The sequence below is a fragment of the Methylobacterium sp. E-025 genome, assembly GCF_022829705.1.
In the GTDB taxonomy this organism is placed as follows: domain Bacteria; phylum Pseudomonadota; class Alphaproteobacteria; order Rhizobiales; family Beijerinckiaceae; genus Methylobacterium.
Window position 1 is genome coordinate 56,370 of sequence record NZ_JAKSYR010000141.1, and the last position, 14,383, is coordinate 70,752.

14 protein-coding genes are annotated in these 14,383 nt (G+C 72.3%); 9 read left to right on the forward strand and 5 right to left on the reverse strand.

Translation table 11 applies throughout. The features are described from left to right. Positions 1–26: 26 nt before the first annotated feature. From MKK64_RS21040 to purQ, 5 genes are all read left to right on the forward strand, one after another. A complete protein-coding gene (locus MKK64_RS21040) occupies positions 27–1,421 on the forward strand; it encodes an ActS/PrrB/RegB family redox-sensitive histidine kinase (RefSeq protein WP_147728651.1) in 1,395 nt (464 codons plus the stop codon). Between the two features lie 39 nt (positions 1,422–1,460). After that, positions 1,461–2,060 (forward strand): ActR/PrrA/RegA family redox response regulator transcription factor, encoded by a 600-nt coding sequence (locus tag MKK64_RS21045; RefSeq protein ID WP_147728650.1) that lies wholly within the window; start codon positions 1,461–1,463, stop codon positions 2,058–2,060. A gap of 112 nt (positions 2,061–2,172) precedes the next feature. After that, on the forward strand, positions 2,173–2,412 hold the full coding sequence (locus tag MKK64_RS21050; protein ID WP_147843713.1) for a hypothetical protein: 240 nt from the start codon (positions 2,173–2,175) through the stop codon (positions 2,410–2,412). A 103-nt stretch (positions 2,413–2,515) separates the two neighbouring features. Next, positions 2,516–2,755, forward strand: coding sequence for a phosphoribosylformylglycinamidine synthase subunit PurS (purS, locus tag MKK64_RS21055; protein WP_147728648.1), 240 nt, complete (start codon positions 2,516–2,518; stop codon positions 2,753–2,755). Beyond that, positions 2,755–3,435, forward strand: coding sequence for a phosphoribosylformylglycinamidine synthase subunit PurQ (purQ, locus tag MKK64_RS21060; RefSeq protein ID WP_147843714.1), 681 nt, complete (start codon positions 2,755–2,757; stop codon positions 3,433–3,435). The genes purS and purQ overlap by 1 nt, the downstream gene beginning before the upstream one ends. 257 nt (positions 3,436–3,692) lie before the next feature. Here purQ and MKK64_RS21065 read toward each other — a convergent pair whose 3' ends face one another. From MKK64_RS21065 to MKK64_RS21085, 5 genes are all read right to left on the reverse strand, one after another. Next, positions 3,693–6,113 carry a penicillin-binding protein 1A gene (locus MKK64_RS21065; RefSeq protein ID WP_147843715.1) on the reverse strand — a complete coding sequence of 807 codons (2,421 nt, stop codon included), beginning with the start codon at positions 6,111–6,113 and terminating at the stop codon, positions 3,693–3,695. A gap of 180 nt (positions 6,114–6,293) precedes the next feature. Then, positions 6,294–7,553 (reverse strand): N-acetylmuramoyl-L-alanine amidase, encoded by a 1,260-nt coding sequence (locus MKK64_RS21070; RefSeq protein WP_147728853.1) that lies wholly within the window; start codon positions 7,551–7,553, stop codon positions 6,294–6,296. A gap of 329 nt (positions 7,554–7,882) precedes the next feature. Further along, positions 7,883–8,764 carry a hypothetical protein gene (locus MKK64_RS21075; RefSeq protein WP_243936958.1) on the reverse strand — a complete coding sequence of 294 codons (882 nt, stop codon included), beginning with the start codon at positions 8,762–8,764 and terminating at the stop codon, positions 7,883–7,885. A gap of 248 nt (positions 8,765–9,012) precedes the next feature. Then, entirely contained in the window at positions 9,013–9,366 is a 354-nt protein-coding gene (locus MKK64_RS21080; protein ID WP_147729981.1) for a phasin, read from the reverse strand. Between the two features lie 352 nt (positions 9,367–9,718). Continuing rightward, positions 9,719–10,951 (reverse strand): glycosyltransferase, encoded by a 1,233-nt coding sequence (locus MKK64_RS21085; protein WP_243936965.1) that lies wholly within the window; start codon positions 10,949–10,951, stop codon positions 9,719–9,721. Between the two features lie 152 nt (positions 10,952–11,103). On the opposite strand from MKK64_RS21085, the gene MKK64_RS21090 reads away from it, so the two are divergent. The 4 genes from MKK64_RS21090 (at position 11,104) to MKK64_RS21105 (ending at position 14,320) form a co-directional block, all read left to right on the forward strand. Then, positions 11,104–12,393 carry a glycosyltransferase family 4 protein gene (locus MKK64_RS21090; RefSeq protein WP_243936967.1) on the forward strand — a complete coding sequence of 430 codons (1,290 nt, stop codon included), beginning with the start codon at positions 11,104–11,106 and terminating at the stop codon, positions 12,391–12,393. A gap of 50 nt (positions 12,394–12,443) precedes the next feature. Then, positions 12,444–12,626 (forward strand): hypothetical protein, encoded by a 183-nt coding sequence (locus MKK64_RS21095; RefSeq protein WP_147844753.1) that lies wholly within the window; start codon positions 12,444–12,446, stop codon positions 12,624–12,626. 388 nt (positions 12,627–13,014) lie between these two features. Next, entirely contained in the window at positions 13,015–13,533 is a 519-nt protein-coding gene (locus MKK64_RS21100) for a phosphate-starvation-inducible PsiE family protein (RefSeq protein WP_147729856.1), read from the forward strand. A 64-nt stretch (positions 13,534–13,597) separates the two neighbouring features. Beyond that, complete coding sequence (locus MKK64_RS21105; RefSeq protein WP_243936969.1) at positions 13,598–14,320, forward strand: DUF1223 domain-containing protein; 723 nt, start codon at positions 13,598–13,600, stop codon at positions 14,318–14,320. The last annotated feature ends 63 nt before the right edge of the window (positions 14,321–14,383 follow it).

Genomic DNA, 14,383 nt, shown 5'->3' on the forward strand with positions numbered 1-14,383 from the left:
GCCGCGGCCCTATCGTAGAACACATCATGCTCGACACCGATCCGAGCGGCTTCGTCCGCGACGCGCGCCACCTGCGGCTCGACACGTTCGTGCGCCTGCGCTGGCTCGCGATCACCGGGCAGAGCGCCGCCGTGGTCGGGGCGCAGTTCGGGCTCGGGCTCGGGCTGCCGTTCGGCTGGTGCTTCCTGGCGATCGCCGCCTCGTCGTGGCTCAACCTCGGCCTGCGCATCCGCTTCCCGGCGAGCTACCGGCTGAGCGCCGATTCGGCGGCGCTGCTGCTGGCCTTCGACATCGTGCAACTCGCCGTGCTGCTGTTCCTCACCGGCGGGTTGCAAAACCCGTTCTCGCTGCTGTTCCTCGCCCCGGTGCTGATCTCGGCGACCGCGCTGCCGCCGGAGCGGACGCTGGCGCTCGGCCTGCTGGCGATCGGGCTGGCGACGCTGCTGGCCCTCGTCCACCGCCCGCTGCCGTGGTTCGCCGACGGCCGGATCGAGCTGCCGTTCCTCTACGTCTCCGGGGTGTGGACGGCGATCCTGCTCGGCACGGCCTTCACCGGCGTCTACGCCTGGCGGGTCTCGGAGGAGACGCGACAGCTCGCCCAGGCGCTGGCCGCGACGGAGCTGGTGCTCGCCCGCGAGCAGCACCTGTCGCAGCTCGACGGGCTGGCGGCGGCGGCGGCGCACGAGCTCGGCACGCCGCTCGGCACGATCATGGTCGTCACAAAGGAGCTGGTGCGCCAGCTCGGCCCCGACGCGCCGCCGGCCGTCGCCGAGGACCTGCAATTGCTGCGCGAGCAGGTCGATCGCTGCCGCGGCATCCTCTCGAAGCTCACCTCGCTCGACGGCGACGGGGCCGGCTTCCTCGAGACCTTGAGCTTCAGCCATCTCATCGAGGAGCTGGTGGCGCCGCACCGCGCGATGGGCATCGCCCTCGACATATCGAGCGCGGGCGACGCCCCGGAGCCGGATTGCCGCCGCAACGCCGGCGTGATGTTCGGGCTCGGCAACATCCTCGACAACGCGGTCGACTTCGCCGACGCCCGGGTGGTGATCGAGGGGCGCTGGACCCTGGACCGGGTCACCTTGGAGATCCGCGACGACGGCCCCGGCTTCTCCGCCGAGGTGCTGCTGCGGGCGGGCGAACCCTACGTCACCACCCGCAGCCCGGACCGCACGGCGGGCCAGAACCAGGGCGGCACGGTCGGCGCCGGCCTCGGCCTCGGGCTGTTCATCGCCAAGACGCTGATCGAGCGCTCGGGCGCGCAGATCACCCTGGCCAACGCCTCGAAGCCGGGAACGCACGGGGCGCAGGTCCGGATCTCCTGGGCGCGCCACATCTTCGAGCGGGGTGCGGCGCTCCGTCATGCCCCCGAATTCGGTACCCGGCCACCCCTGCCCGCGGGCGATGTCGCGCCTATATAAACTTTCAACGAATACAACGAAATGTTTGAGGAGCTTCTCATGCTGACGCAATCGAGCTCGTCGGGCGCCCCGGATGCTGTGGCGCTCAACGACGCCGACCCGCTCGCCGCGTTTTCCGACCGCAGCCTTCTGATCGTCGACGACGACAAGCCGTTCTCGACCCGCCTCGCCCGCGCGATGGAAGCGCGCGGCTATCACGTCCAGGTCGCCGAGAGCGTGGCCGAGGGCGTCTCCGTGGTCGAGGCGCGGGCCCCCGCCTTCGCGGTGATCGACATGCGGCTCGGCGACGGCAACGGGCTCGACGTGATCGCCCGCCTGAAGGAGCGCCGGCCCGAGGCCCGCGGCGTGATCCTCACCGGCTACGGCAACATCGCCACCGCCGTCACCGCCGTGAAGCTCGGGGCGTTCGACTACCTCGCCAAGCCGGCCGATGCCGACGAGATCCACGGGACGCTGATGGCGCAGCCCGGCGAGCGGGCCGACCCGCCCGAGAACCCGATGTCGGCCGACCGGGTGCGCTGGGAGCACATCCAGCGGGTCTACGAGCTGTGCGGACGGAACGTCAGCGAGACCGCACGGCGGCTGAACATGCACCGCCGCACCCTCCAGCGCATCCTCGCCAAGCGGGCGCCGCGCTGAGGCGGGGGGCCTCCCGGCCCTCCGCTTATCGGTTGCACAGGATGCGACAATCGGGGTACTGCCGCCTTCGCAAGCGGGACGCACATCCGTGCCGCCGGAGGAAGGGGTCCTCGTGAACACCCGCAACCTGATCACGATCCTCAGCATGATGGTGCTGGTGGGAACGGAAGTCTTCGCTGTGGCGATCGCCGCGGGCTGGGCGATCGCCGGCCTGTTCGAGCTCGGCGATACCGTCGGCCACGTGCTGATGGGGCTGTTCAGCGTGGTCGCGGCTTGGATCATGCTCCAGCTCTGGCAGCGCGCGACCAGCATCGAGCCCCTGCGCACGGCACCTCGGGCCGCGCGCCGGTGATGCCCGGTCTCGGCACGTCCCGTGTCGATCCCCGCGCCCGGCTCGGCCGCCCCGACGTTCGTCACCGCCTTCTTCCGATCCAGACCCTGCTGAGTGGCCCATCATGAAAGCCCGCATCGTCGTCACCCTGAAGACCGGCGTCCTCGATCCGCAGGGCAAGGCGATCGAGGCCGCGCTCAAGTCCTTCGGCATCGCGTCGATCGAGGGCGTGCGCCAGGGCAAGGTGTTCGACATCGAGGTCGCGGCCGCGGACCGGGCCGGCGCCGAGGCGACGCTGAAGACCGCCTGCGAGAAGCTCCTGGCCAACACCGTGGTCGAGAACTACGCGATCGAGATCGCGTGATGCGCGCCGCGATCGTCGTCTTCCCCGGCTCGAACCGCGACGCCGACGTCGCCCGCGCGCTCCGGCTTGCCGGGGCCGAGGTCACGACGATGTGGCACGCCGACACCGCGCTTCCCGCCGGCACCGACCTCGCCGTCCTGCCCGGCGGCTTCTCCTACGGCGACTACCTGCGCTGCGGCGCCATCGCCGGCCGCGCCGCCGCGATGGATGCGGTCCGCGCGCACGCCGCCCGCGGCGGCTTGGTGCTCGGCATCTGCAACGGCTTCCAGATCCTGTGCGAATCCGGCCTGCTGCCGGGCGTGCTGATGCGCAACGTCGACCGCCGCTTCATCTGCCACCGGCAGACGCTGCGCGTCGAGCGCACCGACACGCGCTTCGCCGGCGCCTACGCGAAGGGCGAGGTCATCGACGTCTGCGTCGCGCACGGCGAGGGCAACTACTTCGCCGACCCCGAGACGCTGGCCCGAATCGAGGGCGAGGGCCGGGTCGCGTTCCGGTACTGCGACGCCGACGGGCAGGTGACGATCGCCGCCAACCGCAACGGCTCGCTCAACGCCATCGCCGGGATCTACTCGGAGGGCGGCAACGTCCTCGGGATGATGCCGCACCCGGAGAACTTCGTCGAAGGCCTGGTCGGCGGCACCGACGGGCGTGGTCTCTTCACCAGCCTCGCTGCCTGAGCGGCCACCGATACTGATGTCGGCCCGGTCGAACCGGGCGATGATTTGAGGAACGCCGGACCCTTAACCGTGCGTTAACTTTTTCGATTGAATGTCGGGGCATTCCAGATGTCTGGATGTCGAGTGAGACCTCCGTCCCGCTCTGTTTGATGCCTCCCTGAGACTTCAAAGCCGCCCGTCAGGGGCGGCTTTTTTTGTTCCGCATCGGAACTACGTCCCTCTCCCCTGGAGCGGGGGAGGGAAGAGAGGCATCCCGCTCAGTACAGCCCGCCGGCCTGCACCGCGCGGTCGGCATCCGCCGGGACGGTGGCCGGCGCCGCGGCCTGGCCGGCCGGGGCGACGTAGGAATCCGGCGGCGCGGTGCCGGGCTTGAACGCCTCGAGGATGGTGCCGGCGCCCTCGCCCGATCCGGCGCGCATGCCGGAGCCGAGCGCCACGCGGATCAGCTTGATGCCCGGCGGCACCCGGAACGGGGTCGGCGGCTTGTCCTTGAGGGCGACCTTGAGGAAGTCGAGCGCGATCGGCGCGGCGAGGCCGCCGCCGGTGGCGCGGTCGCCGAGCGAGCGCGGCTTGTCGAAGCCGATGTAGATGCCGACCGCGAGGTCCGGCGAGAAGCCGACGAACCACGCGTCCTTGGCGTCGTTGGTCGTGCCGGTCTTGCCGGCGAGCGGCTTGCCGATCTGCTTGAGGATCGTCGCCGTGCCGCGCTGCACGACGCCCTCCATGATCGAGACCATCTGGTAGGCGGTCAGCGGGTCGAGCACCTGCTCGGAATCGTCGACCAGCTTCGGCTCGTCCTGCCCGGACCACTTCTCGGCATCGCAGCCGACGCACTTGCGGTTGTCGTGCCGGTAGATCGTCTCGCCGATGCGGTCCTGGATCCGGTCGATCAGGGTCGGGCGGATGCGGCGGCCGCCATTGGCCAGCATCGAGTAGGCGGTGACCATCCGCATGACGGTGGTCTCGCCGGCGCCGAGCGACATCGGCAGCACCGGCAGCATGTCGTCGTAGACGCCGAAGCGGCGGGCATACTCGGCGATCAGCGGCATGCCGACGTCCTTGGCGAGCCGAACCGTCATCAGGTTCTTCGAGTGCTCGATGCCGTAGCGCAGGGTGTGCGGCCCGCCGGACTTGCCGTCGTAGTTCGAGGGCGTCCACGCCTCCTGGCCGGGGCCGGCCTCGATGGTGATCGGCGAGTCCTGCACGATCGAGGACGGGGTGTAGCCGTTGTCGAGGGCCGCCGAGTAGACGATCGGCTTGAACGACGAGCCGGGCTGGCGCATCGCCTGGGTCGCGCGGTTGAACTCGGATTCGTCGTAGGAGAAGCCGCCGACCATCGCGTGCACGCGGCCGGTGTTCGGGTCCATCGCGACGATGGCGCCGGACACCTCGGGCTTCTGGCGCAGGCGGTACTGCCCGCGGCCGCCATCCATCGCCTCGACGTAGATCATGTCGCCGGCGGCGAGGTTCGGGCGGCCGGCCCAGCGCATGCCGTCCGGCGGGATCGTGCCGGTGTCGCGGTCCTTGGCGACCTGGCCCGAGGCCTCGCGCTTGGGCTGCAGGCCGATCTGCACGCCGCCGCCGCCTTGCCCGAGCACCACGGCGAGCCGCCACGGCGCGACGTCGCCGAGCGCGTTCACCTCGGCCGCCGCCATGCCCCAGTCGCGCCCGGTCAGGTCGACCTTGGTGACGGGGCCGCGCCAGCCATGGGACTGGTCGTAGCGCACGAGGCCGTCGACCAGCGCCTTGCGCGCGAGGGCCTGCATCTTCGGGTCGAGGGTGGTGCGCACCGACAGGCCGCCCTCGTAGAGCTTCTTCTCGCCGTAGCGCTCAGAGATCTCGCGGCGGACCTCCTCGGTGAAGTAGTTGGCGTTGGCGGCGTTCGGGAAGGCGACGCGCGGGTTGACGCCGAGCGGCATCTTCTTGGCGGCGTCCGCCTCCTCCTTGGTGATGTAGTTGTTCTCCGCCATCAGGCGGATGATCTCGTTGCGGCGGTCGAGCGCCGCCTGGGTCTTGCGGTAGGGGTGGTAGTTGTTCGGCCCCTTCGGCAGCGCGGCGAGGTAGGCCGCCTCGTTGATCGTCAGCTCGTGCACCGACTTGCCGAAATAATCCAGCGCCGCGGCGGCGACGCCGTGCAGGTTGCGGCCCGGCACGATCGTGCCGAGGAAGATCTCGTTGAGGTAGAGCTCGAGGATCTTGTCCTTGGAGTAGGTCGCCTCGATCCGCAGCGCGATCAGCGCTTCCTTGATCTTGCGGTCGAAGGTCTGCTCGTTCGAGAGCAGGAAGTTCTTCGCGACCTGCTGGGTGATGGTCGAGGCGCCCTGCCGCTTGCCGCTCTTGGCGTTGGTCAGCGCCGCGCGCACGATGCCCTCGGGGTCGATGCCGCCGTGCTTGTAGAAGTTCTTGTCCTCGGCCGAGAGGAAGGCGGCGACGATGATCTTCGGCATCGCCTGGATCGGCAGGTAGAGCCGGCGCTCCTTGGCGTACTCGGCCAGCAGCGAGCCGTCGGCGGCGTGGACGCGGGTCATCACCGGCGGCTCGTAGTTGGCGAGCACGGCGTGGTCCGGCAGGTCCTGGCTGTATTTCCAGTAGAAGAACGCGCCGCCCGCGGCTGCGATCACGAACAGCACCGCGAAGGCGCTGAACAGGAAGCCGAAGAAGCGAAGGATGAGGCGCATCCGGTTTCCCGTCCGTCGGTTTCTTCGGCCGCGCGCGGAGCGCATTCGGCTAGGGGGGGCGGGGCTGCCCGCGAGGCGCACGCCGATCCGGCATGCCCGCAGCCTGGAAGATCCCCGCCGACGATGACCGAAGAATGGACGGCGCGACGGGGTCTCGAGTGCCCCGTATCGACACCGGATCTATGGTGAAACTGGGGCGATTGCCGCCGAGCGCCGGTTCGGCACCACCGGGCGGACCAGGCTGGCCCGGTTGCCGAAGAACTGGTCGATCGCCTTGGCCATCGAGCCGGTGACGGAGGCGCGCCACTCGGCCGATTGCAGCAGGTCGAGGTCGCGCTGGCTCGACAGGTAGCCGAGCTCGACCAGCACGCTCGGCACGTCGGGCGAGCGCAGCACCTTGAAGCCGGCCTCGCGGTGCGGCTTCGTGCTCATCTCCATCACCGGCCCGAGCTGGCCCATCAGGGTCTTGGCGAAGCCGGACGAGAAGCCGCGGGTCTCGCGCAGCGTCAGCTCCTGCAGGATGTCGGCGATCTCGGGCGGCCCGTCGCCGGATTCGGCGCCGGCGGCGGCGTCGGCCTTGTTCTCGCGCTCGGCAAGCTTGGCGGATTCGCTGTCGGTCGCCTTCTCCGAGCCGGTGTAGATCGTCGCGCCGCGCACCTGCGGCGCCGACGAGATCGAATCCGCGTGGATCGAGACGAACAGGTCGGCCTTGGCGTCGCGGGCGATGCGCACGCGCTCGGACAGCGGCACGTAGACGTCGCGGTCGCGGGTCATCGCCACCCGGTAGCGGCCGCCGGCCTCGAGCCGGGCGACCAGCGCCTGGGCGAAGCCGAAGACGATGTCCTTCTCGAACACGCCCCCGACCGCGATCGCGCCGGGATCGATGCCGCCGTGGCCGGCATCGACCACGATCAGCGGGCGCCGGTCGGCGGGCTCGGCCGGCGCCACGGCCTTGCCGGCCGCGGGGGCGAGGTCGCCGGCGGTGGCCGCCTTGCGGAAGCTCTCGCGGTCGGCGCGCTGGAACGGCACGGTGAGGATCACGGCGCCGTCGCGCGGGCGCGTCGCGGTCTCGATCCGCCCCACGGTGGCGGGGCCGGCGAGATCGACGACGATGCGCGAGCGCCCCGGCGCGAACAGCCCGTAGCGGAACGACTGCACCAGGCCCTCGCGGCGGCGGCCGGTCTCGGGCGCGAGCTGGAAGTTGACCTCGGCGAGGTCGATCACCGCCCGGTCCGGGCGCTCCATCACGAAGGCGCGGGCATCGACCGGCTTCGACAGGGTGAGGGTGAGCTTGGTGCCCGCGGGCGAGGCGGCGAGGTCGGCCGCGATCGCCACCGCGGGCGGAGCCCGGTCGCCGTTCTGCGCGCAGGCGGGCATCGCGGCGAGCGCGACGGCGGCCGTCAGGATCGCGGAACGGATCAGGCGCGCGGATCGCAGCATCGGTCGGCCTCCCGAGCCTCCGATACGGCATAGGAGCGACATGGTTAACCGGAGGTTTCCGGCCAAGCTCCATTCCGGCAGCGGCTGTGACCGGGAGGCGACAGGGACGTTCCGCCGCCGGCGGTCTCGTGCACGGATGCCGCGCGCCGACCGAACCGGCTCCTTTCCGTCATCCCGGGGCTGCGCAACAGAACCCGGGATCCGGAGCCGACGACGAGACCGATCGGGGCGCGACCGGCGGTCCTGGATCCCGGGCTCGCCTTCGGCGCGACGACGCGGCGGATTTGCCGGGATCCGCGCGTTGGCGAGCGAACGGCGGCGCGGCAGCCTCAGCGGTGGCCGACGATCCGCGTCGCGCGGCGGGCGAGCTCGCTCCAGCAGGTGAGCGAGGCGTCGGCGACGCGCTGCATCTCGTTGACCTGCAGGCGGATCGCGTCGGCCGGCGAGCGCGCGTCCTTCAGCGCGCTGAGATGGGTCAGCACCGCCGAGCTCTCGTCGCGCATGAAGGCGAACAGGGTCTCGCCGAGGCCTTCGAGGTCCTGACGCAGGGCCGGGACGGGTCGGCGCCCGGCGCGCCAGGAGGCCGGCGACGGCAGCGCACCGTCCGACAGCTGCACCGGCGCCTCGCCGGGCTGGGGCGCCGCCCGGGGCTCGGGCGGCCGCGCCGGCGCGGCGGATTTCAGCGGGACCACGTTGGTGTAGGCGGGCGGAGCCTCCGGCTCCGGCGCGGCGGCCGCGACCGGCGCGGGCTCGTCGGCAGGCACGGGCTCATCGACAGGTGCGGGCGCCGTGTCCGCAGCCGGGCCGGCAACTTCCGGTTCGGAGACCGGCGGCGCTTCGGGATTCGGGATCTCGGCGAAGGCGGCTTCGGCCAGGTTGGCGTCGGCGGGGACCGGTATCTCGGCCGGGGGCGCGTCCGGCTCGGGCGCCGACGTCGGGGTGCCGGTCGCGGTGCCGAGGGCCTCGGGCGAGACCGTGTCCATCAGGTGCGCGTGAAGCGGCTCGGGGGGCGCCTCGGAGGGCACCGGCGGGAGCGACTCCTCCGGCGGGTGCAGCGCCGCCTCGAGCGCGGCGGCGCGAGCGCTTTTGGCCTCACCCGCCTTGGCCTCACCCGTCTTGGCCTCACCCGTCTTGCCCTGCAGGGTGCCGGGCGGGATCGAGGAGGAGCGGCGGCCGGTCGATCGTCCCTGCGGCGTCCGTTGCTTGCCCATCGTCGAGATCCCTTGAGGCCGTCCGCGTGTCGTTCCGTTCGAGCCCGAATCGCACGGGCCGAACGTAGTCCAGTTGCCGGCCGGCGCAATGCATCGGGGGTGCGGCGGCGATCGGCGCCCGCGGATCGGCACGCCGACGCGACGGCCGCGAGACCGGACGATCCAGCCGCGGTGCCGACCGGAGGCCGGGGCCGCCGCGCCGGTGCGCGGCGGAAGATCCTCGGCCCCGCACGGGGCCGAGCGGCGGCTCAGCGCGCGGCGTTCTGCGCGAGGGCGCCGAGGTCCTTGGCCTGCGCCTGCATCGCGGCGATCTGGCTGCGGACGAACTCGGACTGCAGCTCGAAGGCCTCGCGCAGGTCCTTGGTGCGCACGAGCTTCTGCGCGAAGTCGAAGGTGGCGTTGGCGTTGGTCTGGGCGTGGTCGAAGCCCTTGGCGACGGCGGCCTGCATCGAGGACTGGAGGTTGAGCCCCGAGCTCTGGACCTGCTCGGCGGCCTTGAGCGCGTTGCCCATCAGGGTGCCGACGGCGGTGCGGGCCTGGTCGACGCTCTTCTCGGCGAAATCGCGCATCTCGGTCGGGATCTCGAAATTCGGGGTCTGCATGAATCGGCTCCTCGGGTGGCGTCGTCACCGGCGGTCTCGAAGCGATCGCCCGTGCGAGGCGGATTTATGTTGCATTGCAATAATAAGTCAAGACGCCGCTTTTCGAGGCGAAAGCCGCGCTTATTAAGCAGAGACTCTTGCCTCGGCATCGATCCGGGACCCCACCAAGCGCCACACCTGACAGATTGCCCCCGATGTTGCTGCAATCATCCGTCGGGCACAGGGTCGCGATGGCGACGACGGCGCGATCGTGACGTCGCGGGGGATCGCGAAACCGCACGGAAACTTGATCTGATCGGCCGATCGCTTCGCATCGTCCTCAGGGCGGGCGCGGGTCGGGCGCCGCGCCGGCCTATGCGTGCTGCATCGCGTCACGCCGCGTGCGCAGCAAGCCGGCATAGAGCGTGGCCGAGGCTTCGGCGTGCCGGGCGATGGTCATCGGCGCGGCCCAGAAGCGGCCGTGGGCGGCCTGGCCCATCGCGGCGACGCGAGCGTCGTCGGCGAGGCGCGCGAAGGCCGCCGACAGGGCGGCGGGCTCGGGCGGCACGACGAAGCCGCTCGTGCCGTCCAGCACCTTCTCGGCGGCGCCGGAGCGGTCGGAGGCGACGACCGGGATGCCGGCGGCGAGCGCCTCGTAGACGGTGAGCGGCCCGGTCTCGAACCAGCGCGACGGCGCGGCGAGCGCACGGGCGCGGCGGCGCAACACCGCCTGCACGGCCTCCGGCGCCTGCCAGCCCAGCATCTCGACGTGGGGCATGGCCCGCAGCTCCGCCTCCAGCGGCCCGGTGCCGACGAGCAACGCCGTCAGGCCGGCCTCGCGGGCGGCCGCCGCGACGAGGTCGGCGCCCTTCTCGCGGGTCAGGCGCCCGACATAGGCGACGGCGTCGCCCCGCTCCGGCGCGGCCGGGGCGCCGGGGGCGACCCGCACCGGGTTGTCGATGCGGTGATGCGTGAGCCCGTAGCCGCCGAGCATCGCGCCCATCCGCGCGCGGCTCGCGTCGCAGACGTGGACGACGTGGAGCCCGCGTCCCGACACCGCCCGCCGCGCCGCCGCGGTGCGGGCGACGCGGACCAGCTTGTGCAGGCGGCTCCTGGCATCGCACGGCGCCAGGATGCAGGCGGCGGACATCGGCGCGAGGGCACAGGGCTCGGCCGTGTCGAAGCGGTAGTAGACCCCGTTCGGGCAGGCCAGGAAGTAGTCGTGCAGCGTCAGCGCCACCGGGGCGCCGGTGGCGAGCAGCACCGGGAAGATCCCGGGCGACAGGCTGCGGCTCCACTGGTGGACGTGGACGACGTCCGGCGCACGCGCCATCCCCCCGATTGCGTCGCTGAGCGCCCGCGCGGCGCGCGCGTGCCAGATGCCGGCGACCGCCGCGGCGACGGGGTTGCGCGCCCACACGTCCGGCAGGTCGAGGCAGATCCGGGTGAGGTTGCGATGGTCGAGCAGCGGGTCGACCGGGCCCGTGATGCCCTGGACGTAGGTGACTCGGAGCCCGGCCTCGGCCAGCCCGCGGGCCGATTCGACGGCGACCTTCTCGGCGCCGCCGCTCGGGCTCGCGAACTCGGCCAGGATCACGACGTGCATGGCGACACCGGCGCAGGAGATCGAGAGATCAGGCGGTCGAGCGGGGACGATCCGAGCGGGAACAACCGCAGATCGGCGGCGTGCCCGAGGTTTACGCGGGATCAACTGCGGTCCGGTAAACGTGGGGACATCCAGGGAGCGGGAGCCGCCTCGTGCACGTCGTCCTCGTCGCCGACCACGCCTACGTCAACGGCGGCCAGGCCAAGGTCGCGCTCGACTCGGCCCTCGGGCTCGCCGCCCGCGGCACCCGCGTGACGCTGTTCGCCGCCTGCGGCCCGGCCGACCCGCGCCTGGCCGCCGCCGGCATCCGCGTGGTCTGCCTGAACCAGGACGACATCTCGACCACGACGAACAAGCTCGCCTTCCTGGCGCAGGCGATCTGGAACCGCGACGCGGCCCGCGCGCTCGCCGCGGAACTGGCGGCGTGCGACCCCGACGACACCGTGGTCCACGTCCACGCCTTCGCCAAGGCGCTGTCGCCGTCGATCGGCGTGGCGTTGCGGCGCGCGCGGCTGCCGCTGCTCTACACCATGCACGAGTTCTTCCTGGTCTGCCCGACCGGGGGGTTCTACGAATATCCGGCCGCCGCGATCTGCCACCGCACGCCGATGTCGGGCGCGTGCCTGACGACGAACTGCGATGCGCAGAGCTTCCCGCGCAAGCTCGCGCGGGTGGTCCGCCACCTCGGCATGACGCAGGTCGCGGAGCTGCCGACGCTCTTCCGCCACGTGATCACGATCAGCGACCTTCAGGAGCGGGTGGTCGGCCCGCTGTTGCCGCGCGGGACCCGCTTCCACCGGGTCGACAACCCGATCGCGGTGGCGCACCGGCCGATGACCGAGCGGGCGCCGGGCGACTTTCTGTTCGTCGGGCGGATCTCGACCGAGAAGGGCGCGCCGATCTTCGCGGAGGCGGCGCGGCGGGCCGGCATCCGCGCGGTCTTCGTCGGCGACGGCGAGCAGCGGGCGGCGCTGGCCGCGCGCTACCCCGAGGCCACGATGCTCGGCTGGCGCGATGCCGCCGGCGTTCAGGCGCTGATGGGCGCCGCCCGCGCGCTGGTCTTTCCCAGCGTCTGGTACGAGGGCCAGCCGCTCACGGTCTACGAGGCGCTGGCGCTGGGCACGCCGGTGGTGGTGAGCGACGCCTGCGCCGGCCGCGAGGCGGTGGTCGACGGCGAGACCGGCTTCCTGTTCCGCTCCGGCGACCCGGACGCGCTCGCCGCCCACCTGCGCCGGCTCGCCGACGACGCGCTCGCCGCCCGGATGGGCCGGGCCGCGCATGCCCGCTACTGGGCCTCGCCGCTCACCCTCGACGCCCATCTCGACCGCCTCGCCGGCGTCTACGAGGCGGTGCTGCGCGAGGCGGCGCCGGGCCGGGCGACCTCGCGCGCCGCCGCCCCCCGGCCGACGCGGCGTGAAACACCCGGGGCCGCCTCGCGTTGATCCGGCACCGGCGCCGCCCTCGGCGCCTCGTGACGGCAGGAGCAGCCCCGATGACCGACGACACCAAGACGCCGCAGGGCGCGGACAAGCCGGGGTTCCAGCAGGGCAGCGCCAAGCCCGGCGACGAGAAGAACCCCGCCAACCAGCAGGACAAGATGGGCGAGCGCCTCGACGACGCCCTCGAGGAGACCTTCCCGTCGAGCGACCCGGTCTCGGTGAAGATCACCAAGTAGCGCGATCCGCAGGCGTTCGGGGCCGGTGCGCGCGAGGCGCGCCGGCCCTTTTCGTTGCGGTGCTTCCGCTGCGGGCGCGGACGACGCAAGCACGCGCGGACGGAGAAGGCACGGGGCGCCGAGCGGTCCCGTGCGAGGCGCCCTCCGCCCTCAGCGGCCGCGCAGGAAGAAGAACCAGATCAGGAGGATGACGGGGATCGGGATCCCGATGAGCCACAGCAGGCCGCCGGTCAGCATGTCTTTCTCCTATGTTGCACGAGAGCAACGGGACCATCCCGGAAACCGTTCCGCCGCGCGGAGGCCCGCGATCCTCGCCGCCAGGCTTCCGCTGGACGCCGGCCGCACGATCCTGTCTCATCGGAACGAAGACGCGTCCGGGAGGCACGCCATGGCCGACGATCCGCAATCGCAGGGGCGCCTGACCCGCGCGTCGAGCTTCGTCTTCCTCCACACCGAGCACGCGATCTACGCGGCCCTGGGCCTGCTGCTGGCCTTCACCGCGCTGATCGCGCTGGTCGACGCCGTCGGGCTCACCTTCGAGGCGCTGCGCTCGCTCGGGGGCGCCGCGCAGACCCTGGAGGTGGTCGACCGGCTGCTGTTCCTGCTGATGCTGGTGGAGATTCTGCACACGGTGCGGGTCTCGATGCGCTCCGGCAAGCTCACCTGCGAGCCGTTCCTGATCGTCGGGCTGATCGCCTCGATCCGGCGGGTGCTGGTGATCACCCTGCAATCCTCCGAGATCATGCACGGCAAGGACTGGTCGCAGGAGAAGGCGGCCCTGTTCCAGGCCTCGATGATCGAGCTCGGCGTGCTCGCCGGCCTGATCCTCACCATGGTGGCCTCGATCTTCCTGCTCCACCGCGCCCGCGACGACGACAAGCCGGCCGGCGAGGAGACCGAGGGGTAAGCCCGGGTAACCGGCGCGGCCGGGCCGCGAAGGGCACGGCATCGCACCCGTCCGGAGACCCGCCATGCGCCGCACGATCCCGCTCGCGCTCCTCGCCGCCCTGCTCGGCGCCCCGTTCTCCCCTTCCGCCGTCTCCCCGGCGGACGCGGCCGGGCGGCCGGTGGTGGTCGAGCTGTTCACCTCGCAGAGCTGCTCGTCCTGCCCGCCGGCCGAGGCGCTGCTCGGGCAGATCGCGCGCGAGGGCGGCGCCGTGCTGCCGCTCGCCTTCCACGTCACCTACTGGGACCACCTCGACTGGCGCGACACCTTCGCCCTGCCGGCGGCGACCCGTCGGCAGGCGGCCTACGCCGAAAGGCTCGGCGGCGGCTCGTACACCCCCGAGGCGGTGATCGACGGGCAGGTCGGGCTCGTCGGCTCCGACGCCGGCGCGGTCCGCGCCGCGATCGCCCGCGCGCAGGCCGCCGCCGCCGCCGAGGCGCCGGTGGCGCTGGCACGGCGCGGCGACGCCCTCGTCGTCACGCTCGGCGCCGGGCGCGGGGCCGGCACCGTGACGCTGGTCGGGTTCGATCCGAGCCACGCCACCCGGGTCGCCCGCGGCGAGAATGCCGGCCGCACCCTCGCCCAGGCCAATATCGTCCGCGCCGTGTCCGAGATCGGCCGCTGGGCCGGGCAGGCGGCGACGCTGGCGGTGCCGCTGCCGGCCGGCGCCGACGCCGCGGTGATCGTGCAGGGCGCCGACGGGCGGATCCTCGGCGCGGCGCGGCTCGGGCCGGCCGCCCGAGCGTAACCGTCGCGCGTTCCTCGGCGAAGACGAGCGCGGGCGATGGGCGCCCGACGTCTCCCGCGAGGC